Source organism: Streptomyces sp. W16 (assembly GCF_033194735.1).
Taxonomy (GTDB): domain Bacteria; phylum Actinomycetota; class Actinomycetes; order Streptomycetales; family Streptomycetaceae; genus Streptomyces.
Genome location: NZ_JAWOAI010000028.1, coordinates 1 through 21544 on the forward strand (window position 1 = coordinate 1; position 21544 = coordinate 21544).

The following is a 21544-nucleotide window of genomic DNA, read 5'->3' on the forward strand; positions in this document are numbered from 1 at the left end:
GGCCAGGCCGAGGGCCGACGCCGCGGTGGCCGCGCACAGCACGAAGAACAGGGACACCCACGGCTGAGAGTCCAGCGGCTGGACCCGGAAGGCCAGCAGTGCGCACACCGGCGCCGTGGCGATCGCGATGTTCCGCAGCGCGCGCGGCGAGGCGTAGCGACCGGCCCCGTACAGGGCAATCATCAGGCTGAGGTCGCTGCGCAGCGCCAGTCCCGCCGCCCACTGCGCCGCGCAGACCCCCAGCACGACGCCGAAGACCGCGAGCGGGGCGCGCCGACGCCACACCAAGGGCAGCGCCAGCGCCGCCGCGTTGATGACGACCACCCAGGCCGGCACTCCCTGCACCCCGAACAGGCCGCGCTCCTCCTGCTCGAAGAGGTCGGCGATCGCGGCGGCCAGGACGCCCGCCGCGAGCAGCGAGTCCAGTACCTGCGGACGGGCCCGGTCGGCGGAGCGCAGGCGGATCCAGCTACTGGCCAGCGGCTGGTCCCACACGGGTTCGGCTACGGGGTTCATGGTGCGGCCTCGCGCAGGGTCGGTGGATCAGGGATGCCGTCCGATACGCCGGTCAGCTGTCGGAATGCTTCACACGGTACGCCGCGCCCACCAGCACCGCCGTCACCCAGCCGAGCAGGACCAACAGGCCCGTACCGGGGCTGAGCATCGTACTGTCCGTGTGCAGGGTGAAGACCGACTGGCCAGCGTTGGCCGGCAGGTACGGGGTCACGTCCGTCTTCCAGTTGCTGGGGAGCAGGTCGAGGAAGACCGGCATCAGCATCAGCGCACCGACCAGCAGACAGATGCCGCCCGCCGCCGAGCGCACCAGTATGCCCAGTCCCGCGCCCAGTACGGCCACCAGCGCCAGGTAGAGGGCGGCACCGAACAGGCAGCGCAGCACGCCGGCGTCCGACAAGGTCAGTGCGATCGGCTTGCCGGACAGAAAGCCCGCACCCGCCAGGAAGGAGGCGACCGCACCCGCCGCCCCGACCACGAACACCACGCCGAAGTAGATCAGGCACTTGGACCAGAGGACCGGCAGGCGATGGGGCACCGCGGCGAACGTGGAGCGGATCATGCCGGTGGTGTACTCCCCGGCTGTTGCCAGCACACCCAGGACACCCACCACGAGCTGGGCCAGGGTGATGCCGTCCAGTGACAGCGCGACCGCGTCGTGCTGGTCGGCGTGGACCGGGTCGTAGCGGTAGGCCGCCACCATGCCGATGACTACCGTGGCCAGCACGGCCAACGCGAGAGTGATCCAACTCGACCGCAGGGAGAGGAACTTCGACCATTCCGAGCGCAGCACTCTGGGGAAGGTCACCTTGTAGCGGGGGTTCGCGGTCGTGTCCGCCGCGGGAATGGATGTGGTCTGGACGCTGGTCATGCCGCGACACTCCCCTTCGTTTCCGTGTCGGTGCTGCTGCGGTACTCGACGGCGTCATGGGTCAGGGCCATGAACGCCTCCTCAAGGGAGACCGCCTGCTGGGTGAGGTCGTAGACGGCGATGCCCGCGTCGGCGGCCAGGCTGCCGATCTCGCGGGCGCTCAGCCCCGACACCTGCAGGGTCTCGGTGCCGATCTCGCCGGTGACGGTGACGTCGGGCCCGGCCAGCAGCGCGCGCAGCCGCTCCGGGTCGGAGCTGACGACCTTCACGCTCTCGCCGCCCGCCTGCTCGACGAAGGACGCCACCGTCGTGTCGGCGAGCAGCCTGCCCCGGCCGACGATGACGAGGTTGGTCGCCGTCAGCGCCATCTCGCTCATCAGGTGCGAGGACACGAAGACGGTGCGTCCTTCGGCTGCCAGGCCCTTGAGGAGGTTGCGGATCCACAGCACGCCCTCCGGGTCGAGGCCGTTGACCGGCTCGTCCAGCATCACCGTCTGCGGGTCGCCCAACAGTGCCGCCGCGATGCCCAGGCGTTGTCCCATGCCCAACGAGAAGGAGCCGGCCCGCTTCTTGGCGACCTTGCCGAGGCCGGCGAGTTCGATCACCTCGCCCACCCGGCGGCGCGGAATGCCATGGGTGTACGCGAGGGAGAGCAGGTGGCTGTAGGCGGAGCGGCCGGGGTGGACGGACCTGGCCTCCAACAGCGCGCCGACCTCCTGGAGCGGTGCGGTGTGCTGGGCGTACTGCTTGCCGTTGACCGTCACATGGCCGCTGGTGGGCGCGTCGAGGCCGATGATCATGCGCATGGTCGTGGACTTTCCCGCCCCGTTCGGGCCGAGGAAGCCCGTCACCACACCCGGCTCGACGGTGAAGTCCAGGTCGTCGACAGCCGTCTTGTCGCCGTAGCGTTTGACGACGTGATGGATCTCTATCATCGGCGGGTTTCCCTCCACGATCTCGACCGGGCGCGCCGGGGATCCCGGCTGCCCTGCCAAGAACGCTAGGTGTGCCGCGACCGCCGCCGACGGCACCACGATGCCGACCCGATCACCCTCGTTCGTCCTGCGGTACTAACCGCTGTCGTCCGGGAGTAGCACGCTGTGCGCCGGTCCCGGGCATCACGTGCGAACGCCGGGTCTGCGCGGTCGACGCCTCTCTGACGGTGGGCGTCACCGGGTGCGTCAGCGCAGTCGGTACTCGCGCAGCTTCCGGTAGAGCGAGGAGCGAGAGATCCCGAGTGCCGTCGCGGCAGCCGCCTTGTTGCCGCCGTGCTCGCGCAGTGCGGTCGCGATGGCGTCCGACTCCGCGGTCTGCATGGCGGTCAGGTGGCCGCGGGTGACCTCGTGGAGCCAGGCGGGCGGCAGGTCCGCCGCCGTGACGACCGGCCGGTTCTGGCGGGTCAACCAGCGCCGGAACTCCTCCAGTTGGCGGTGGTTTCCGGGCCATGGGTGGCGCTGGACCGCCTGGATCACCTCGTGCGAGAGCCTCGGCATGCCCACTCCCTGGTCGACCAGCCGGGCCAGGGCGTCGTCGGTGCGCTTGCGGAGGGGAGGAATCTCGAAGGTGAGCGGCGGGAACTGGTCGAGGATCGCGCGCGGCAGCAGGTCGTTGTGGAATGCGGCGGCCGAGACCGTGGCCGCGAGCCGCAGGTCGGATCCGTCGATGCGCGGCGCCCGGTCCAGAATCGTCGCGAGGGCTCGGTACGTACGGTCGTCGAGGTCGTCGAGGTGGGCGAAGACAAGGAGTTCGTCCACATGCTCCACCAGCGCACGGGCATCGGCCAGCCACTGCTCGTGACCGACCTCGTCGACCGTGGCGCAGTCCAGTTCGCGGTATGCGCGATCGGAGTCCGCGACCGCGGCACGCAGGGCGGCGCGCTTGCCGGTCCCGTGCTCGCCGACGACCAGAAGCCGGTCGGTCGTGGACGCGGTCGAGCGCAGTTGGGCGACGACTCGGATCCAGGGGCGTTCCTGGCGCCGCGGATCGCGGGCGCGGGTCGGCGTCGGCCGGACCACCGCCGAGGCGGGCATCTCCTCGGCGACGACCACGGCTCCGACCAGCACGCCGCCTCGGTGCACGGGGCGGCACACGGTGACCCGTGACCCGCTGGAGAGTTCGAGTCCGATGACGTCGTCGGGCCCGTCCTCGATCCGCTGCCACAGCGCCGAGTGGTCGAGATCCATCGACGTGGCGAGGGAGTTGGCAATGACCACGTCCGCGCTGACGACCACCACCGCGCTCCGGGTACGCCGACGCTCGGCCAGGAAATGGCGCAGCATCTGGCGCTCGTGCATCGAGGTCTCCCCGTACAGCTCCTCCTCTATGTCGTGCGCCAGGCGAAGCAGGGTCGGTGCCATCAGAGGACTGGCGTGCTCGACAAGGCTGGTGACGCTCAACACCCCGGTCACCCGGTGGGTGACCGGATGCCGGATGGGTGCCCCCGCGCAGGCGAAGTCGTGCAGGGCTTCGTTGAAGTGCTCTGTGCCGTTGACCGTCACGGCGCGAGCGGTCTCCAGGGCCGTGCCCAGGCCGTTCGTGCCGATGACGTCCTCGGACCAGCGGGTGCCGATCACGACGCTGCTGCGGTTCAGGCGGGAACGCAGCCGGCTGTCCTCGTCCCAGCGCCACAGCAGGGTGCCGTCCGGCGCGCTGAGCAGGAGGCTGGTGTTCGCGCCGATCAGAACGTCGGCCATGGAGGTGAGTACGGGGATGGCGACCTTGGCCGTCCGGCTGTCGAGGCTGGGCTCGCCCTCGACGCAGGGAACATGGTCCGGGTCGACCCCGTTCAGCCGCGATCGCCGCCAGGACTCGACGATCTCGGTTCTCACCATGAGAGAGCCCGGTTCATCACCGGCGGAAAGGCCACGATGGGTGTCGATCACTGCTGGCCCCACCTTCCTGCCGCGGCAACGACGCTGTCACCTCCTCTCACACAACCACGAAGCGCATGCGCCGTCCAATACCAATCAAATACCCACTCATCCGCCATCGGTAATAGTCGGAGGAGGGAACTCCGGGCGTGGAAGCGGAGCTTCGGGCATGGACGCGCTCTTTGTCAGAGTGCGGCATAGACGATCATCCTGTTGCCCCAGGGATCACTGATCACGACCCGGCGCTCGTGCGGGCCGTCGGCCGGGCCCTCGACGACCTGGCCGCCGACCGCCCCGAGCCGGTCGAGGAACTCCGCGATGTCGTCCACCTTGAAAGCGGCTGCCGCGACGCCTGCCACGTCCTCCGTGTCCGCAGCGACGGCGAAGGTGCTGGGCCCGGCGTCGAAGGCCGCGTAACGCTCGCCGTCCACGAAGCGGGTGGGGAGTCCCAGCACGGTGCCGTAGAACTCGACGGCCTCGGAGACGTCGTCGACCGGGTGGACGACCTGGCGCAACTGCGCTCCAGGTACCGCGGACGGCGACGCGGCCGAGCGCCTGGGTGAGTCGTGTGTGGTCATGAACCAAGTCAACCCCGGCGGCCAGGGACTGACTGTCCACTCTTGGCACACCTCGAGGCGTCCCAAAGTTGCACAACCGTCGGCGGCCGGTGCGTGTTTCAGTCGTCACTGCGCGACACCAAGCGACGCGTGCACCAACCCTCAACGAGGAGGACATGGCGATGGCGCTGAAGTTCGGGACCTTCATGGCTCCCTTCCACTGCCCCCCGGGCCAGGACCCGACCACGGCCTACGAGCGTGACCTGGCCGTCATCCAGCACATGGACAGGCTGGGCTTCGACGAGGCCTGGATCGGCGAGCACCACTCGGCCGGCCACGAGCTGATCCCGGACCCGATGTCGTTCATCGCGTGGGCCGCGCCGCAGACCAGGCACATCAAGCTCGGCACGGGCGTGCTCTCCCTGCCGTACCACAACCCGTTGTGGGTCGCGGACCGTGCGCTCTTCCTCGACCGTCTGCTGCGCGGCCGCTTCATGCTCGGCCTGGGCCCGGGCGCCCTGCCGACCGACGCCACCATGATCGGCATCAGCCTTGAGGAGCAGCGCACGGCGTTCGAGGAGGACGTCGACGTACTGATGGCCATCCTCCGGGGCGAGACCGTGACCGCGAAGACGAACCGCTACAACCTGGTCGACGCGCACACCCAGTACGCGCCCTACAGCGACTTCGAGATCACGGTCGCCGCGATCGCCTCCCCCACCGGCCCGCGCATCGCGGCCAAGAACGGCATCCACCTGATGTCCGTCGGCGCCACCAACCGGAGCGGCTTCGACGCGCTCGCCCTGCACTGGGACGTGATGGAGGAGCGGGCGCCGCTGTTCGGCCACACCCCCGACCGGACCAAGTGGCGCCTGTGCGGCCCCATGCACCTCGCCGAGACCAAGGAGCAGGCCATCGAGGACGTCCGGTACGGCCTGGACGCCTGGTGCGACTACACCCAGGACGTGCTCGCCGCTCCCCACTTCCGCGCCGCGGGCAAGACCTTCGAGGAGCGCATCGAGTGGCTCAACGAGAGCGGCCTCGGGGTCATCGGCACCGTGGACGACGCGATCGCACAGATCGAGCGGCTCGAAGGCCAGTCGAGGGGTTTCGGCTCGTTCCTGCTCATTCATCACGAGTGGGCCAGGCACGACGCCACCCTCAAGAGCTACGAGCTCTTCGCCGACCACGTCAAGCCGCGGTTCCAGGGCAGCGCGGACCGTCTCCTGCGGTCCCGGGACTACGCGGTGTCGCGTTGGAACGAACTGGACCAGCGTCAGGCCGACGCCATCCAGGCGGCGACCGCACGTCACGCCGAGGAGCGCAAGGAATCGCAGGGCGCCTCCGCCTGACCCTCCTCGCAGGCACCGCAGGAAGGAACAACAGAGATGATCCGCCTCCAACAGGTGACCTGCGGCGAGCAGTTGCGCCATGCCTTCGGGGCGTTCCCGTCCGGGGTCGCGGCCCTCTGCGCCCGCGTGGACCGCGTCCCGACAGGCATGGCCGCCAGTTCCTTCACCTCGGTCTCCGTGGATCCGCCATTGGTGTCGGTGTGCATCCAGAAGACGTCTTCGACGTGGCCGGTCCTGCGCGAGCGGCCACGGCTGGGACTGAGCGTGCTCTCGCAGTGGCATGACGGCGCGTGCCGCCAGCTCGCGAGCAAGCAGGGCGACCGTTTCGCCGGCGTCGAATGGGACGCGGGGCCTCACGACAGCATCCTGATCCGCGGTTCGAGCGCGTGGATGGAGGTCTCGCTCTACGACGAGGTCGAGGCCGGCGACCACCTCATCGCCCTGCTGGAGGTCCAGGGCCTCGACACGGCTCCGTACACACCGCCGCTCATCTTCCACGCCAGCCGGTTCCGCAAGATCGCGCTGACACTCGACGAGGAGCAGCACACCAGCGCGGAGCAATGGTGAGCCGCGCCTGCGGCGTCATGCCCGTTCAGCACCGAGATCCCACCCGACCCGGAGGACCACAGAGGTGTACGCAACCGTTGATCCGACCACAGGCGCCGTCGCGCGCAAGTTCGCGACCCTGACGGACACCGAGGCCGGCCAGGCCCTCGTCTCGGCTGCGACGGCGTATCGGACATGGTCCGCGACACGGCTCTCCGAGCGGGCCGCGGTCCTCGCGCGCATGGCCGCGCTGCACCGGCAGAAGGCCGAGGAACTCGCCGCCCTCACCACGCTGGAGATGGGCAAGCCCGTCGCACAGGCGCGGGCCGAGGTCGAACTCGCGGCCTCGATCTACGAGTACTACGCCACCTCGGGTCCCGATCTCCTCAAGGACGAGATGCTCGACATCGCGGGCACCGGCAAGGCGTTGGTCCGCACCGCGCCCATCGGTCCGCTGCTCGGCATCATGCCGTGGAACTTCCCCCTCTATCAGGCGGCCCGCTTCGTCGCCCCGAACCTGCTGCTCGGGAACACCATCCTGCTGAAGCACGCGCCCAACTGCCCACAGCTCTCCCTCGCGATCGAGTCCGTCGCGGAGGAGGCGGGCGCTCCCGCCGATGTGTACCAGAACGTCTTCGCCACGCACGAGCAGATCGCCACGATGATCGCGAGCCCCCTTCTACAGGGGGTGTCGCTCACCGGCTCGGAACGCGCGGGCCGGGTGATCGGAGCGCTCGCGGGGCAGCACCTGAAGAAGTGCGTGCTGGAACTGGGCGGATCCGACCCGCTGATCGTGCTGCCCCGAGCCGACCTGGAGCAGGCGGTTTCCGCGGCGGCGATCGGCCGCTTCTGGAACGCCGGACAGGTCTGCACCTCGATGAAGCGGACCATCGTCGTGGAGCCGGTCTGGGACGAGTTCGTGACCCGCTTTCTCGCGGAGACGGCGACCTGGCACACCGGTGACCCCGCCGACGAGTCCACCCGCCTCGGTCCGCTGTCGTCCGTCGCCGCGCGCGACCAGGTCGCCGAGCAGGTCCGCGACGCCGTCGCCAAGGGCGCCGAACTCCACCTCGGCGGGGAGGTGCCCGAGGGCCCGGGCGCGTACTACCCCCCGACCGTGCTCTCGGGCGTCACTCCGGAGATGCGGGCGTATCACGAGGAGATCTTCGGTCCGGTCGCCGTCCTCTACCGCGTCGACTCCACCGAGGCGGCGATCGACCTCGCCAACAGTTCGCCGTACGGCCTCGGCAGCGCGGTGTTCACCGCGGATCCGGCCGAGGCGGAATACGTCGCCGACCGGCTCGACGTCGGAATGGTCGGCCTCAACATGCTGGTCCGCAGCTCGCCCGAGATGCCGTTCGGCGGGGTGAAGAACTCCGGCATCGGGCGGGAACTCGGCCGGTTCGGACTCGACGAGTTCGCGAACAAGAAGCTGCTCCGAAGCCCCTGACCCGCCTGTACGCGCCGCACCAGAACATGGAGGTATCGATGCGCGCAGCCATGTACTACGGGAACAGCAAGATCGAGATCGTGGACGTGCCGGAGCCGTCCCCCGGCGCCGGCGAAGTCAAGGTGAAGGTCCACGCGAACGGCATCTGCGGAACCGATCTTCACGAGTACTACGACGGGCCGATCTTCATCTCCCCCCGAGAACCGCACCCGCTCACCGGCAGGGCGATGCCCGTGATCCTGGGCCACGAGTTCTCGGGAACCGTCGCCGAGATCGGTGCCGACGTCACCGAGGTGTCGGTCGGCGACCAGGTCGCCATCGAGCCGATCTACCGCTGCGGCGAGTGCCGCCCCTGCCGCACAGGCCATTACAACCTCTGTACGAGCATCGGGTTCCACGGGCTCATGGCGGACGGCGGCATGGCCGAGTACACCGTCGTGCCCGTCAACCAGGTCCACCGACTGCCGGAGTCCGTCTCCCTCGGCCTCGGTGCCCTCGTCGAGCCCATGTCCGTCGCTTACCACGCCGCCGCTCTCGGTGGCGTCGGCAACCAGGACTCCGCCCTGGTCTACGGCGCGGGACCGATCGGCATCGGTCTCTGGTTCGCTCTACGGGGCATGGGGCTGACGGAGATCGACGTGGTCGAGCCGTCGCCCGAGCGACGGGCGGCCGTCGAGCGGCTCGGCGCCCGCACCCTGGACCCGGCAGCGGTGGACGTGCCCGCGCTGATCGCGGACCGTACGAACGGCGACGGCGTCGACGCCGCCTTCGACGCCGCCGGCGTGGCGCCGGCCGTGGAGTCCGCGCTGGCCTCCATCGGCGAGCGCCGTCCGCTGATCAGCGTCGCGATCTACGACCGTCCCCTGCCCACGCCGCTCCTCAGCCTCGTACTCCGGGAACGGCGTATCCAGGGCACCATCTGCTACACGGCGGACGACTATCGCGCCGTCATGGCCCTCATGGCCCAGGGGCACTACGACACCACCGGCTGGGTCGACACCATCCCCCTCAGCGATCTCATCGACGGGGGCTTCACCGAGCTTCGCGCCGGTCGCCGGATGAAGCTGCTGATCGACCCGACCGCCTGACAACTCCCCGCGTGGCAAGGAGCAACAGCGGTGCGGGACGGCTGGAACGGCCGGCCAGTCATCGTCTGGCCGGCCATGGAACGAGGGTGCGGAGGCACTCGGGCTACGCCGTCGTCAGGGGCAGCGCGGCGAAGGCGTGGTGTTCCCAGATGCGGCGGGCGGCCTCTTCCGGGTACGCGGTGACCATCGGTTCGGTGTCGAGGACCTGGACGAGGCGCGTCTCGGCGTCGTACGCGGGCCAGCCCGGGTCACCCGTGGCGGCGAAGGCGGTCCACGCGGAGCGGAAGCGCGCGGAGAGCGCCTCGGTCTCCGGCGAGGGAACGGGCCCGGTCAACATGGCACCCAGGCCTCCGTACACGCCGAAAGTCAGGGGTACGTCCAGGCCGTGGCAGGCGCCCAGAGCGCCGCCGTTGGCGGGTGCGGCCCAAGTCAGCTCGTACACGTGCGCCCGGCCGCCGCCCGCCACCTGCGCCTCCGCCAGGTGAAGGGACGGCATGCGGAACAGCCAGTCGGACTGCACCAGTTCGAACAGGTACTCCGCCGAGGCGTCCGGGAACGCGGCACGGTAGGCCTGCCCGCTCTCCGGCGTCGGTCCGAACAGGCCCAGCGCCATCGCCGCCAGGCCCTCGTCCACCTGCCCCAGCAGCCCGCCCAGCATGAGGAAGAGGCGGTACTCGTCCCGGTTGTGCCCGGCGATCAGCTCCACGTCCCGCGCGGCGCCGCTCGCGAGGGCCTGCCACGGAGTGGTGGGCAGGACATCGCCGTCGACGACGGGCGAGAAGGGAGTCGGAGTCAGAGCGACCGGACCCCAGCGGTCCACGTACCCGCGCATCCCGGCACTCAGTGCGGCTCCCGCCTCGGGCAATTTGCGCGGGTCCACACCGGACAGATCGGCGACCGTCGGGCGCAGTCCCAGCCCACCCGCCAGGACCTCGGCGATGTCACCGGCCAGTGCGGTGGAGAAGAAGGTCCCCGGCACGCTCTGTGTGATCGCCCTCCGGAACAGACCCCGTGCCCGCGGCATGGCCAGCAGCGCGGCGATCGACCCGGCGCCCGCGGACTCACCGAAGACGGTGACCTGATCGGGATCGCCGCCGAAGGCGCCGATGTTCTCACGCACCCACTCCAGGGCGGCGACCTGGTCGAGCAGGCCCCGGTTCGCGGGTGCGCCTTCGATGAGGGCGAACCCCTCGATGCCGACCCGGTAGTTGAGGGTGACCACCACCAGGTCGCCGTCACGGGAGAGCCGGCTGCCGTCGTAGGCCGGGTCGTCGGCAGAGCCGAACTTGTAGGCGCCACCGTAGATCCACACCATCACCGGCCGTCGTGCGGCCGAGTCCGTCTCCGGTGTCCAGATGTTGACCGTCAGCCAGTCGTCATCCGCCGGAAGGCCGACAACGGGCCCGGCTTGGGGGCCCATCGGCTCCTGCGGAGGCGGCGGACCGAACGCGAACGCCTCCCGCACACCGTCCCAGCCCGCCACCGGCCGCGGCGCCCCGAACCGCGCTTCCCCCACTGGGGGCTGTGCGAACGGGATGCCCCGGAACACCTCCAGGCCACCTTCACGACGACCACGGACCACGCCCGCCACTGTCCCGACCTCCGGGAACTCGCCACTGCTCATCGACAACTCCTCCAAGGACCGGCAACCGGGCAGGCAGCCCGTGCACGGGATTCACATCAGGTCAGCGGGCGGGCCATGTAGCCGACTCTGTTGACGTCGGCCAATCATCGCCGAACCACTCATACGCGTGAACAATATTTCGTCAGACGAACCCAGTTGTCGAGGGGCGCGAATGATTCTCGGTATCACCGCGTGCCCCCGGGGGGGGCACATCACCGAAGTCGGCAGGAACGCTCGTGGCCACATCGCGGCACGAGAAGCCCGAGAACATGAGGAAGCACTTCCATCCCTCGGCGGAGGCGATCGCCGAGGTCACCAGCCTGCTCGCACCCGACGAGCGCAGACGCTGACCTCGACACGACAGGCCCGCGCGACCAACTTCCGTCCGTCTCCACCCGCCAAAGATTCCGGGCCGAGCAGACGCCGGCCGCCTGGCTCGCCGCCCAGTGACGTCGCCGGTCGGCCTCGGCCGTCCCGAGCTTGTCAGGTCCCCGTCGGTGGTGCGCTCATCGCTGCTGTCAGGAACGTGATCGCCCAGCGCCGGGCCGCCTCGCCCGCTACCGGGGACAGGCAGGCCGGGGAGCGCTGCTGGTAGACCTCGACGCGGTCCACGGCCGTCACGGCGAGGATCCCCCGCATCCGGAACCGCAGCTCCTCCGGAGAAAGGCCGGGCAGTGCGCGCCCGAAGGCTGCCAGGTAGCGTTCACGGACCGCGTCCTCGGCCGGACCGGTCCAGCTGCGCACCTCCTCGGCCGGGTCGCTGAGGATCGTCACGATCAGCCGGGACGTCCGGGCACCGCCCTCGTCACCAGCCGGCATCTCGTCGAACAGCGGCCCCGCGAATGCCTCCACCAGTTCGGTGACCGCAGGGTCCGGGGTCCGGGCGAGCAGTCGGTCCAGCCCTGCGCACTGCGCGGCGTTGATGGGCTCGATCACGCGGCGGGCGACCGCGGCCAGGAGTTCCGCCTTCGAGCCGAAGTGATACCCGACCGCGGCCAGGTTCGCTCCGGCGAGGTCGGTGATCGCGCGGACCGAGGTGCCGCGGTAACCGCGCTCGGCGAAGAGGTGTTCGGCCGCGTCGAGGATCTGGGTGCGGGTGTCAGGTGGCGCCATGCCTGCGTACACTACAGACGTTTGATTAAAACGAACGTATGACTGAAACGAACGGACGAAAAGGGTTGCCATGAAACTGCTCGTCTACGGCGCCGGGGTTCTCGGCAGCCTGTTCGCCGCCCGCCTGCATGAGGCCGGGCACGACGTCTCGCTCCTCGCCCGGGGCGAGCGCCTGGCCGCCCTGCGCCGGCACGGCGTGCAGCTCGCCGAGGAAGACAGTCCGGCCGTCAAGCGGGTACCGGTGCCGGTGGTCGAGCACCCGGCCGGCGGGTACGACCTGATCACGGTCTTCGTCCGCACCCATCAGGTGGACACGGTGCTGGAGTCACTCGCCGGTCTCGAAGGCGACGTGCTGTTCCTGCTCAACTGGGCGGCCGGCGCGGAGCCGCTGGGCGCGGTGATCGGCCACGAGCGGGTGCTGCTCGGCTTCCCCATGGCCGGCGGCACGATGGACGGCGACGTGGTCCGCTATCGCGCGGCCAACTTCATGACCCGCCGGGTTGCGATGCCGATCGGCGAACCCGACGGCCGGACCACCCCGCGACTGGAACGGATCGTGGAGGCGTTCCGGACCATCGGGATCAGCGCCAAGACCGAGCCGAAGATGGATGCCTGGCTCAAGACACACGCGGCGTTCGAGGTCCCGCTCGGGCAGGCGGTGCACACGGCGGGCGGCCCGGTAGCGCTTGCCGACGATCCGGACGCGGTCCGGGGCATGCTCCGCCTCATACGGCAGAACCTGGCCGCCATGCCGACGCCGCCGACCCCTCGCGGGTTCGCTGCATTGCAGACCCTGCCGGAATGTCTGCTCGTGGCCACGCTGCGGCGCTTCCTGCGAAGCCCGACGGCCGTACACAGCGGACTCAGCGACGCCTCGCCCGCGGCAGCGGCCGAACTCGCGCGGCTGGCCGAACAGATGCGCGCCTATACAAAACGCTGAGAAGGCTTAGAAGCTGCTGTCTTTGCGGGTGTGATCGGTGCGTTTCCGCTGGTCGGGGATTAGCAGTGGTGATTCCGCGGGAGTTGTGGCCTGTCGGGTCGTCGCTCCCCGGGAGGTCATGAATGCCGTCAGTCGTCGGACTGCTGGAACAGCACGAGCTCGCCGCTCGCCGTCGACTCAACGGGCTGCGGGAGGGGGCCGACCGTATCCAGGCCGAACTGGCCGCGGCCGAGCAGGAATGGCAGGAGTGGGCGATTGCTCGCAGGCGGGTCGACACGGTGCTGGCTCCGGACGACGGCAACACCGTCGGCACGGAGGCCACCGAGGATCCGCGGGATGCGTATGCATCGCCGGAACCCCGGGATGCGGCGAAGCCGAAGTCGCAGGTGCCGGTGTGGCGTGAGGGGCTGGCCTGGGAGGTGCTGTCGGGGGACTACCAGCGCATCCTTACCGCGCTCGTGGACCGGCAGCGGCTCCGTCAAGAGGCGCTGACCTGCTGCGGTCGAAAGCGAAGCGCCCGGTCGCGCGGGGCCGGCTGGCCGAGCAACAGCCGGGCCGGTTCACTCTCGCCCCGGGGCTGGCCGGGCAAGACGGCGTGTCATGAGCAGGGTCATCGACCAGTAGACCATCGCTTCGGCGCTGGTGGTGCGGTGTTCGAAGTCGCGCACCAGACGGCGGCTTCGCATCAGGTGGGCGAAGAGGCGCTCGACGATCCACCGCTTGGGCAGCACTGTGAAGCCGCGCGTGTCGTCGTTGCGTCTCACGATCGCCAGGACCAGCGCGAGCGTGGTGAGTCAGTGGGCGACGAGGCTGCCGGTGTAGCCGCCGTCGACCCAGACCAGCTCCAACCGGTGGTGCACGTCGGCGACCTGCCCGAGCAGCACGCGAGCGGCAGTTCGCTCGCCGGTGTCCGCAGCGGTGACCATCACGCCCAGCAGGGCCGAGCGTGTCGACCACGACGTGCCGCTTGCGGCCGTTGACGAGTTTGCCGCCGTCGAAGCCGCAGCTGTCCGTTCCGACGACGGCGTCCGCCTTGACCGACTGCGAGTCGATCACACCGGCCGTCGGCTCCGCATCCCGCCCTAGCTGTTCTGTCCACGGAGGTTAGGGACAGCGGCTGGTTCTGGGAGCCGCGTTGGATCGTTCTCACGGCGCAGGCCGGGCACACGGCGGCGGCCGCCTCCGGGCAGGCCGATGTCCTTGGGATCGACGAGGTCACGACGCGCTCGGAGGTAGTTGCCGAGATGGTTGGCGCTCACCTGCTCCACGGTACGAGGCATTCCGCCCCAGCCTGATCTGCCCCGTCGGCTGATGATCTGTGGCTGGGTTTCCTGGTCCTGGCACTACCAGTGTTGAGACGGCCCTGGCTGGGGAAGAGGCGCGGAGTGACCATGGCAGGGAAAGGCCATGCGGAATGTTCTGGTTTCCGCGTCCATGGCCCTATCTGGAAGGTGGCCGCAGTGAGCAGCCCCGAACAACGGAGTCCGGCCGTCGGCTTCATCGGCCTGGGAGACCAGGGTGCCCCACTCCCACTCCCGCCCATCCGTCGTCCTGCTTTTCAGGACTCCCCTTTCGAGCGGAAGGTTCAGCAATGACCACGATCACCACCGCTGACGGCACGGACATCTTCTACAAGGACTGGGGGCCGCGCGACGGCCAGCCGGTGGTTTTCCACCATGGATGGCCACTGAGTGCGGATGACTGGGACAACCAGATGCTGTTCTTCCTGTCGCACGGCTACCGCGTGATCGCGCACGATCGCCGGGGTCACGGCCGTTCCACGCAGACCTCGACCGGACACGACATGAACACCTATGCGGCCGACGTCATCGCGCTGACCGACGCTCTCGACCTCCAGGAGGCCTTCCATATCGGCCACTCGACCGGCGGCGGCGAGGTGGCAAGGTACGCAGCGCGCGCAAAGGCCGGACGAGTGGCCAAGGCCGTGCTGGTCGGCGCGGTGCCGCCGATCATGGTTAAGTCCGCTAATAACCCGGACGGCACGCCGATCGACGTCTTCGACGGGTTCCGCGCCGCGCTCACCGCCAATCGCGCGCAGTTCTACATCGATGTCCCCACCGGCCCGTTCTACGGCTTCAACAGGCCGGGCGCGGAGGTCTCGCAGGGCCTGATCGACAACTGGTGGCGCCAGGGCATGATGGGCGCGGCCAACGCCCATTATGAATGCATCAAGGCCTTCTCCGAGACGGACTTTACCGAGGACCTCAAGCAGATCGACATCCCCGTTCTGGTCTGCCATGGCACAGGCGATCAGGTCGTCCCCTACGAGGACTCCGGACCGCTTGCCGCGAAACTCCTCAAGAACGGAACACTCAAGAGCTACGAGGGCTACCCCCATGGGATGCTGCAGGTCCACCCGGACGTCCTGAACCCCGACATCCTCGCCTTCCTGCAGTCCTGACGGTGCTGTGTTCTGTCCACGGAGGTTAGGGACAGCGGCTGGTCCTGGGAGCCGCGTTGGATCGTTACGTACTGAGGGTGTCGGTGAGCTGGGCCAGTTTCTGTGCGGAAGGACTACCGGGATCGGCGTGATGTACGACGAGGAGCTGGCCGTCAGTGCCAGCGAGTAGGAGTCGTTCGTAGTGCAGCTCCAGCAGTCCCACCTGGGGGTGGTCCAGCTTTGAGGCGCCGGCACCTCGGGGGCTGACGTCGTGGCGCGCCCATAGGCGGCGGAAAGTCTCGCTCTCTGCGGAGAGTTCGTTCACCAGCTCCCCGACGCGTGGATCGCTCTCGTTCGAGCCGATGAGGGCGCGCAGACTGGCGACGGCGCGGATGGTCATCTCTCCCCAGTTGAGGTACAGGGAGCGCATACGCGGGTCGAGGAAAGCGGACCGTATGGCATTGGTGCCTGGCTGGTTGCCGGGAGCCAGTGCGATGGCCAGGGAGTTGGCCGTGAGTACATCCATGTAGCGGTTCAAGACCACCGCAGGGGTGCCCGCCCAGGATGTGCTGATTAGTTGCTGAATGCCGAGGGGAACGCGCTCGTCGTCCAGGGGCGGGCGGCTATGCCGTGGAGCGGGAGTGACGAGGGCGTGCAGGTGCCGGGTCGCGTCCAGGTCAAGCTGGAGAACGCGGGCGAGGGCGTCCAGCACGGCCGGTGAGGGGTTTTGGTCGCGTCCTTGTTCCAGGCGCAGGTAGTACTCGCTGCTGATGCCAGCGAGCAGGGCGACCTCCTCACGGCGCAGGCCGGGCACACGGCGGCGGCCGCCTCCGGGCAGGCCGATGTCCTTGGGATCGACGAGGTCACGACGCGCTCGGAGGTAGTTGCCGAGATGGTTGGCGCTCACCTGCTCCACGGTACGAGGCATTCCGCCCCAGCCTGATCTGCCCTGTCGGCTGCCCTGGCTGGGGTCGAGGCGCGGAGTGACCATGGCAGGGAAAGGCCATGCGGAATGTTCCGGTTACCGCGTCCATGGCCCTGTCTGGAAGGTGGCCGCAGTGAGCAGCCCCGAACAACGGAGTCCGGCCGTCGGCTTCATCGGCCTGGGAGACCAGGGTGCCCCCATGGCCCAGGCGATCGGGGACCGCGGTTTCGACCTCCACATATGGGCCCGGCGCCCGACGTCGCTGGAGGCGATGGCCGGCATCCCGCACACCGCTCATGCCACGGTCGTCGATCTCGTGGCTGCCAGCGATATCCTGGCGCTATGCCTGCGCGATGACGGCGACATCTGGGACGTCCTGAACACCCCTGGGGTACGCGAGCGCCTCCGGCCGGGGACGGTGGTCGTCAATCACGGCACCGGAGATCCGGGCGAGAACGTGACGATCGCCGAGTCGCTGTACGGCCTCGACGTCTTCTACCTGGATGCTCCGGTCAGCGGCGGCGGCCCAGGGGCGCAGGCCCGCACCCTGACCACGTTCGTCGGCCGCGACGCGGTCGCCTTCGATCGGTGCACACCGGTATTCGCCACCTTCTCCACCCGCGTCAGCCGCATGGGTCCGGTCGGGACCGGTCGGGACCGGTCAGATGACCAAGCTCCTCAACAACGCGATGACGATGTCGAACCTGAAGAGCGCCGTGGACCTGGTCCGCCTCGCCCAACAGCTTCACGTGGACATCCCGGCCCTCCTCGACGTGATCTGCGACAGCAGCGGTGGCAGCGCCTCACTGCGCGCGCTCGGCACCGTCATCACCCCCGAGAACGCCCTCCACCTGCAGGGCCTGATGCGCAAGGACATCGAGCACTTCGCTGACACCGTACGGGCCCACGGCCTCGACCCGGAGGAACTGCGCCGCCGTGCACTGGCCGGCACCGACGGCCTGGTCGATGCGGTCACCCTCGCGACCTCACCAGCCCACCCGGCCCATCCCTCCCCATGACCTCTCTGATGCCCTCCCCGCGCTGGGCCTCCGGGTACCTCCCGTCCCGCGCATCCTCGCGAAAGAAATCTGATCATGACTCGCATCACGACCCCCTTCGGCTTCTCCACCACGGCTGACGAAGTAGCCCGCGGCATCGACCTCTCCGGACGGCGGGCGATCATCACCGGCGCCACCTCCGGCATCGGCATCGAGACCGCCCGGACCCTGGCAGCCACCGGCGCCCAGGTGACGCTGGCCGTACGCAACACGGCAGCAGGTGAAGCAACCGCTGCCGACATCACCGCGACCACCGGCAACAAGGACATCCACGTCACCCGCCTCGATGTCGCGGACCACGCTTCGGCGGACGCCTTCGTAGAAGCGTGGGACGGGCCGCTCCACCTCTTGGTCAACAACGCCGGAATCATGGCCACGCCCGAACTCGAACGCACCCCCGAGGGCTGGGAGATGCAGTTCGCCACCAATCACCTCGGTCACTTCGCCCTGGCCACCGGCCTGCACGACGCACTGGCCGCCGACGGCGACGCACGCATCGTGGCTGTCAGTTCCAGCGGACATCTGATCTCCCCGGTGGTCTTCGACGACATCAACTTCCACTACCGCCCCTACGACCCGTTGCTGGCCTACGGGCAGTCAAAGACCGCCACCGTGCTCTTCGCCGTCGAAGCCACCCGCCGCTGGGCAGCCGACGGCATCACCGCCAACGCCCTCATGCCCGGAGCCATCGCCACCAACCTCCAGCGCCACACCGGCGGCCTCAGGACCCCGCCCGAGCGCCGCAAGACGCCCCAGCAAGGCGCCGCAACCTCCGTGCTGCTGGCCACCTCTCCTCAACTGGAGGGCATCGGCGGCCGCTACTTCGAAGACTGCAACGAAGCCGTCCCGGTCACCGACGGCAACGGCTGGGCCGATGGAGTCGCAACCTACGCACTCGACACCGCCAACGCAGAACGCCTCTGGGAGGAGTCCCTCCGCCTCCTGTCCTGATCCCCTTCTCCACCCACTCGCGGCCGGTCGCACCAGCGCGCCCGGCCGCCGCTATGTGCTGATTCAGAAAGACGTTCATGCCTCACCGCAATGCGCCCCTGACCGAAACCGGCCGCCTCCGACTGGCTCTCTGCGTCATACGAGATGGCTGGCCGCTGAGACGGGCAGCCGAACGCTTCCAAGTCTCGCCCACTACCGCTAAACGATGGGCGGACCGCTACCGAGAGGAAGGCGAGGTCGGCATGCGCGACCGGTCCAGTCGCCCCCACCACAGCCCGCGCCGTACTCCGACCCGTATGGAGCGGCGCATCATCAAAGTCCGTGTTCTACGCCGCTGGGGCCCAGCCCGCATCGCCTACCTGCTCGGCCTCAATCCCTCCACCGTGCACCGAGTCCTCAGCCGATACCGCATCGCCCGCCTGTCGCACCTGGACCTTGCCACGGGACGCGTCATCCGACGCTACGAGCACACCGAACCAGGCGACTTGGTACACATCGACATCAAGAAGCTCGGAAACATCCCCAACGGCGGCGGCCATCAAGTGCTGGGCCGCCAGGTCGGCCGCAAGAACCGTATCGGCGGGGGCTACAGCTACCTCCACAACGCAGTAGACGACCATTCCCGCCTGGCCTACAGCGAGATCCTCGCCGACGAGAAGAAGGAGACCGCCTCCGCATTCTGGGCCCGAGCACAGGAGTTCTTCATTCGGGCCGGGATCACCGTCCAGCGCATCCTGACCGACAACGGCTCCTGCTACCGCTCACGCACGTGGGCAACCACACTGGCTGATGCGGGGATCGTGCACAAACGCACCCGCCCCTACCGCCCGCAGACCAACGGGAAGGGCGAGCGCTTCAACCGCACCCTCCTCGACGAATGGGCCTACACCAGGCCCTACCTGAGCGAGCAGGAACGCCGCGACGCGTTCCCCGTCTGGCTGCACAACTACAACCATCACCGGCCACACACCGCTCTGAAGGGGCTACCACCCGCCAGCCGCGTCCCCAACCTCTCGGGTCAGTACAGGCACTACCCGCCGCTTGATCCCGTTGTCCACGAGATACCGGATTGCATCGAGCATGGCCCTGTGGCGGTACCCCTCCGATCGGCCGCCCCGGCCACGCATCCAGCCCGGCACCGGAAGTAGCGGGCGGACCACGGCCCACTCCCCGTCCGTCATGTCCGTCGGGTAGCGAGGCTGCCGCGTCCCGTTGCCGGCGGCGTTTCCGAACCGGTGAGCCAGACAGTCGCACTCCCAGGTGACCGCGCTGGACTGCCCGGCCATCGGCACGCACGACTGCTGCACCAGGCCTCCTGCTGCTCGGCGATTCGACACCAACGAGCTGTTCAGGAGGCCCTGTTCCTATGCGCCCAGCGCCCCGCGACCACCCGATCGGGATTCCCGTTCGACGCGCATCTCTCAAAATCGAAAAGACAACAGCTTCTTACCTTGACTCTGTCGGGGATCTTGGAGTTTCCCGGTGCGGCAGCATGGTCAACGGGCAGGCTCGGGTAGTTCTGCCGACCGATGCAGCTGTCGAGGTGCCCGTTGTCCCTGCGCCCCCGTTCCGGTGAGCGAGTCCCGCCTCTGACCGCGCAGGTGGCGCGGGCAAGCAACCCGGGCGGCACGACGGCGATATGGGTGAGGGACCGCCTCAACGGGCTGTGGTGCGACGAGGACTTCGCGGACTGGTACCCCAGGGACGGACGTCCCGGGCTTTCGCCTGCTCAACTGGCCACCGTCTGTGTGCTGCAGTTCCTGCTCGGCCTGTCGGACCGGCAGGCCGCCGAGGCGGTCCGCTGCCGCATCGACTTCAAGTACGCGATGGCCATGGAACTGGACGATCCCGGGTTTCACCACAGTGTGCTGGCAGACTTCCGTGACCGTCTCGCTGAGGACGGCCGTCCTGACCGTCTCCTGGACCTCGCGCTGGCCCGGCTCAAGGAGGCCGGCCTGGTGCGCGAGCGCACCACACAGCGCACCGACTCCACCCACGTCCTGGCCGCGGTACGTGACCTGACCCGCCTGGAGCTGATCACCGAAGCGGTCCGCGCCGCACTCGAAGAAGTCGCCGGCACGTTCCCGCACCTGCTCGACGAGCTGGTCGATGAGGACTGGGGGCGCCGCTACGGCCGGCCGGTCCGCCTGGGCAAGAACCCCACCAAGCCCATGACCAGGATTCTTGCCACCGGAAACGACGCCGCCCGGCTCCTGGAACACCTCCACCGTCGCGGAGCGGACCGCATGCCCGCTCCCCGTGTCCAGGCCCTGCGCCAGATCATGGTGCAGAACTACCACCGTGATGCCGCAGGGCACCTGCGCTGGCGCACCGCCGAGAAGGAAGGCGGACCCGGACTGCCGCCCTCGTCGAGGGCGATCGTCTCTCCCTACGACCCCTCGGCCCGCTACGCACGGCACGGACACATCATCAGCTGGAAAGGGTTCTCGGCGCATCTGACCGAGACCTGCGCTCCCGACGGCCCCAACGTGATCACGGACGTGGCCACCACCGCGGCCACCACCCACGACAGCCAGGTCCTGCCCGGCATCCACACCCGCCTCGCCCGCCGCGAGCTGCTGCCCGCCGAGCACCTGGTCGACGCCGGCTACACCTCCCTGCCCCACTTGGAACAAGCCGCTCGTGAACACCAGGTCACCGTCTCCGGGCCGCTGAAGAGCAACCCCACCCGCCAGCACCGCCAAAACGAGGGCTTCGCCCGGGACGACTTCCATATCGACTTCGATCGTCAGCAGGTCACCTGCCCGCAGGGGCAGGTCAGCGCGGGCTGGCACGGCCCCTACCCGACCTCCTCGCCCACCGCGGCCCCACTGATCGTGGCACGGTTCACCAAAAGCCAATGCCGTCCCTGCCCAGCTCGCGCCCAGTGCACCAGCACCGCCGACAACGCCCGCACCGTGGGCTTCCCTCCACGAGAACTCCGCGACCTGCAGCTCCGCGTCCGCGCCGAGCAACAGACGCCTGACTGGAAGGCCCGCTATGCGGTCCGCTCCGGGGTGGAGGGCACCATCAACGAGTTCGCCCACGGACACGGCATGCGACGCTGTCGCTACCGGGGACAGGGAAAGGCCCACGTCCAGCACGTCCTGACGGCCATCGCCGTCAACATCGAGCGCCTCAGCGCACTGACACCGGCCGCGGAAGCCCCCACGCCCCGCCGGCCGACTGCCTTCCAGAACTACCTCGACCAACGCGAGATCCCTCGTCTCAAGTCCTGGCGCACCCTGGGTAGTTGACCTCGGCGTCTACAAGATCCCCGACAGA

General features: G+C 69.0%; 20 protein-coding genes and 4 pseudogenes. 12 read left to right on the forward strand and 12 right to left on the reverse strand.

Translation table 11 applies throughout. From position 1 onward, the window contains the following. From R6V09_RS06035 to R6V09_RS06055, 5 genes are all read right to left on the reverse strand, one after another. Positions 1–516 (reverse strand): DUF7134 domain-containing protein (locus tag R6V09_RS06035; protein WP_442809984.1); only part of this gene is annotated, 516 nt, incomplete at its 3' end. A gap of 52 nt (positions 517–568) precedes the next feature. Continuing rightward, positions 569–1384 (reverse strand): ABC transporter permease, encoded by an 816-nt coding sequence (locus R6V09_RS06040; RefSeq protein ID WP_317880280.1) that lies wholly within the window; start codon positions 1382–1384, stop codon positions 569–571. After that, a complete protein-coding gene (locus R6V09_RS06045; RefSeq protein WP_317880281.1) occupies positions 1381–2319 on the reverse strand; it encodes an ABC transporter ATP-binding protein in 939 nt (312 codons plus the stop codon). The genes R6V09_RS06040 and R6V09_RS06045 overlap by 4 nt, the downstream gene beginning before the upstream one ends. Before the next feature lie 246 nt (positions 2320–2565). Beyond that, a complete protein-coding gene (locus R6V09_RS06050; RefSeq protein ID WP_317880282.1) occupies positions 2566–4215 on the reverse strand; it encodes a sigma-54-dependent Fis family transcriptional regulator in 1650 nt (549 codons plus the stop codon). 224 nt (positions 4216–4439) lie between these two features. Next, complete coding sequence (locus tag R6V09_RS06055; protein ID WP_317880283.1) at positions 4440–4832, reverse strand: VOC family protein; 393 nt, start codon at positions 4830–4832, stop codon at positions 4440–4442. A 161-nt stretch (positions 4833–4993) separates the two neighbouring features. On the opposite strand from R6V09_RS06055, the gene R6V09_RS06060 reads away from it, so the two are divergent. The 4 genes from R6V09_RS06060 to R6V09_RS06075 all read left to right on the forward strand — a co-directional run bounded on the left by R6V09_RS06060 (position 4994) and on the right by R6V09_RS06075 (position 9247). Beyond that, positions 4994–6163, forward strand: coding sequence for an LLM class flavin-dependent oxidoreductase (locus R6V09_RS06060; RefSeq protein WP_317880284.1), 1170 nt, complete (start codon positions 4994–4996; stop codon positions 6161–6163). A gap of 36 nt (positions 6164–6199) precedes the next feature. After that, positions 6200–6730 carry a flavin reductase family protein gene (locus R6V09_RS06065; RefSeq protein ID WP_317880285.1) on the forward strand — a complete coding sequence of 177 codons (531 nt, stop codon included), beginning with the start codon at positions 6200–6202 and terminating at the stop codon, positions 6728–6730. 64 nt (positions 6731–6794) lie between these two features. Then, positions 6795–8159 (forward strand): NAD-dependent succinate-semialdehyde dehydrogenase, encoded by a 1365-nt coding sequence (locus R6V09_RS06070; protein ID WP_317880286.1) that lies wholly within the window; start codon positions 6795–6797, stop codon positions 8157–8159. A 38-nt stretch (positions 8160–8197) separates the two neighbouring features. Further along, complete coding sequence (locus R6V09_RS06075; protein ID WP_317880287.1) at positions 8198–9247, forward strand: 2,3-butanediol dehydrogenase; 1050 nt, start codon at positions 8198–8200, stop codon at positions 9245–9247. A 103-nt stretch (positions 9248–9350) separates the two neighbouring features. Here R6V09_RS06075 and R6V09_RS06080 read toward each other — a convergent pair whose 3' ends face one another. Then, positions 9351–10871: a carboxylesterase/lipase family protein gene (locus R6V09_RS06080; RefSeq protein WP_317880288.1), complete on the reverse strand. Its 1521-nt coding sequence runs from the start codon at positions 10869–10871 to the stop codon at positions 9351–9353. 483 nt (positions 10872–11354) lie between these two features. Further along, complete coding sequence (locus R6V09_RS06085) at positions 11355–11984, reverse strand: TetR/AcrR family transcriptional regulator (RefSeq protein ID WP_317880289.1); 630 nt, start codon at positions 11982–11984, stop codon at positions 11355–11357. Between the two features lie 70 nt (positions 11985–12054). Here R6V09_RS06085 and R6V09_RS06090 point away from each other — a divergent pair, with 70 nt between their 5' ends. Next, complete coding sequence (locus tag R6V09_RS06090) at positions 12055–12924, forward strand: ketopantoate reductase family protein (protein ID WP_317880290.1); 870 nt, start codon at positions 12055–12057, stop codon at positions 12922–12924. A gap of 122 nt (positions 12925–13046) precedes the next feature. After that, positions 13047–13528 (forward strand): annotated as a pseudogene (locus R6V09_RS06095) (hypothetical protein). Here R6V09_RS06095 and R6V09_RS06100 read toward each other — a convergent pair. From R6V09_RS06100 to R6V09_RS54545, 3 genes and pseudogenes are all read right to left on the reverse strand, one after another. Next, a complete protein-coding gene (locus R6V09_RS06100) occupies positions 13485–13688 on the reverse strand; it encodes a hypothetical protein (RefSeq protein WP_317880291.1) in 204 nt (67 codons plus the stop codon). The pseudogene R6V09_RS06095 and the gene R6V09_RS06100 sit on opposite strands and share 44 nt — an antisense overlap. A 30-nt stretch (positions 13689–13718) precedes the next feature. Continuing rightward, entirely contained in the window at positions 13719–13853 is a 135-nt protein-coding gene (locus tag R6V09_RS06105; RefSeq protein WP_317880292.1) for a hypothetical protein, read from the reverse strand. A 216-nt stretch (positions 13854–14069) separates the two neighbouring features. Next, positions 14070–14204: pseudogene (locus R6V09_RS54545) on the reverse strand (transcriptional regulator); the annotation flags it as partial. A gap of 311 nt (positions 14205–14515) precedes the next feature. Between R6V09_RS54545 and R6V09_RS06110 the strand changes: the two are divergent. Further along, a complete protein-coding gene (locus R6V09_RS06110) occupies positions 14516–15346 on the forward strand; it encodes an alpha/beta fold hydrolase (protein ID WP_317880293.1) in 831 nt (276 codons plus the stop codon). A 64-nt stretch (positions 15347–15410) separates the two neighbouring features. On the opposite strand, the gene R6V09_RS06115 is transcribed toward R6V09_RS06110, so the two are convergent. Continuing rightward, positions 15411–16232 carry a helix-turn-helix domain-containing protein gene (locus tag R6V09_RS06115; RefSeq protein WP_317880294.1) on the reverse strand — a complete coding sequence of 274 codons (822 nt, stop codon included), beginning with the start codon at positions 16230–16232 and terminating at the stop codon, positions 15411–15413. A gap of 217 nt (positions 16233–16449) precedes the next feature. Here R6V09_RS06115 and R6V09_RS54550 point away from each other — a divergent pair. The 4 genes and pseudogenes from R6V09_RS54550 to R6V09_RS06130 form a co-directional block, all read left to right on the forward strand. Beyond that, a pseudogene (locus tag R6V09_RS54550) lies at positions 16450–16824 on the forward strand (NAD(P)-binding domain-containing protein); the annotation flags it as partial. A 91-nt stretch (positions 16825–16915) separates the two neighbouring features. Then, positions 16916–17269 carry an NAD-binding protein gene (locus R6V09_RS06120; protein WP_317880295.1) on the forward strand — a complete coding sequence of 118 codons (354 nt, stop codon included), beginning with the start codon at positions 16916–16918 and terminating at the stop codon, positions 17267–17269. Between the two features lie 75 nt (positions 17270–17344). Next, entirely contained in the window at positions 17345–18259 is a 915-nt protein-coding gene (locus tag R6V09_RS06125) for an SDR family NAD(P)-dependent oxidoreductase (RefSeq protein WP_317880296.1), read from the forward strand. A 77-nt stretch (positions 18260–18336) separates the two neighbouring features. Continuing rightward, positions 18337–19284, forward strand: a pseudogene (locus tag R6V09_RS06130) (IS481 family transposase); the annotation flags it as partial. Here R6V09_RS06130 and R6V09_RS06135 read toward each other — a convergent pair. Beyond that, a complete protein-coding gene (locus R6V09_RS06135; RefSeq protein ID WP_317880310.1) occupies positions 19243–19545 on the reverse strand; it encodes a transposase in 303 nt (100 codons plus the stop codon). The pseudogene R6V09_RS06130 and the gene R6V09_RS06135 sit on opposite strands and share 42 nt — an antisense overlap. Positions 19546–19902: 357 nt before the next feature. Here R6V09_RS06135 and R6V09_RS06140 point away from each other — a divergent pair, with 357 nt between their 5' ends. Then, positions 19903–21516 carry an IS1182 family transposase gene (locus tag R6V09_RS06140; protein WP_317880297.1) on the forward strand — a complete coding sequence of 538 codons (1614 nt, stop codon included), beginning with the start codon at positions 19903–19905 and terminating at the stop codon, positions 21514–21516. Positions 21517–21544: the final 28 nt, after the last annotated feature.

Excerpts from the sequence above, each read along its gene's own strand:
- R6V09_RS06040 (WP_317880280.1), bottom strand. The coding sequence starts at position 1,384 with ATGACCAGCGTCCAGACCACATCCATTCCCGCGGCGGACACGACCGCG.
- R6V09_RS06045 (WP_317880281.1), bottom strand. The coding sequence starts at position 2,319 with ATGATAGAGATCCATCACGTCGTCAAACGCTACGGCGACAAGACGGCT.
- R6V09_RS06050 (WP_317880282.1), bottom strand. The coding sequence starts at position 4,215 with ATGGTGAGAACCGAGATCGTCGAGTCCTGGCGGCGATCGCGGCTGAAC.
- R6V09_RS06055 (WP_317880283.1), bottom strand. The coding sequence starts at position 4,832 with ATGACCACACACGACTCACCCAGGCGCTCGGCCGCGTCGCCGTCCGCG.
- R6V09_RS06060 (WP_317880284.1), top strand. The coding sequence starts at position 4,994 with ATGGCGCTGAAGTTCGGGACCTTCATGGCTCCCTTCCACTGCCCCCCG.
- R6V09_RS06065 (WP_317880285.1), top strand. The coding sequence starts at position 6,200 with ATGATCCGCCTCCAACAGGTGACCTGCGGCGAGCAGTTGCGCCATGCC.
- R6V09_RS06075 (WP_317880287.1), top strand. The coding sequence starts at position 8,198 with ATGCGCGCAGCCATGTACTACGGGAACAGCAAGATCGAGATCGTGGAC.
- R6V09_RS06080 (WP_317880288.1), bottom strand. The coding sequence starts at position 10,871 with ATGAGCAGTGGCGAGTTCCCGGAGGTCGGGACAGTGGCGGGCGTGGTC.
- R6V09_RS06085 (WP_317880289.1), bottom strand. The coding sequence starts at position 11,984 with ATGGCGCCACCTGACACCCGCACCCAGATCCTCGACGCGGCCGAACAC.
- R6V09_RS06090 (WP_317880290.1), top strand. The coding sequence starts at position 12,055 with ATGAAACTGCTCGTCTACGGCGCCGGGGTTCTCGGCAGCCTGTTCGCC.
- R6V09_RS06110 (WP_317880293.1), top strand. The coding sequence starts at position 14,516 with ATGACCACGATCACCACCGCTGACGGCACGGACATCTTCTACAAGGAC.
- R6V09_RS06120 (WP_317880295.1), top strand. The coding sequence starts at position 16,916 with ATGACCAAGCTCCTCAACAACGCGATGACGATGTCGAACCTGAAGAGC.
- R6V09_RS06125 (WP_317880296.1), top strand. The coding sequence starts at position 17,345 with ATGACTCGCATCACGACCCCCTTCGGCTTCTCCACCACGGCTGACGAA.
- R6V09_RS06135 (WP_317880310.1), bottom strand. The coding sequence starts at position 19,545 with ATGGCCGGGCAGTCCAGCGCGGTCACCTGGGAGTGCGACTGTCTGGCT.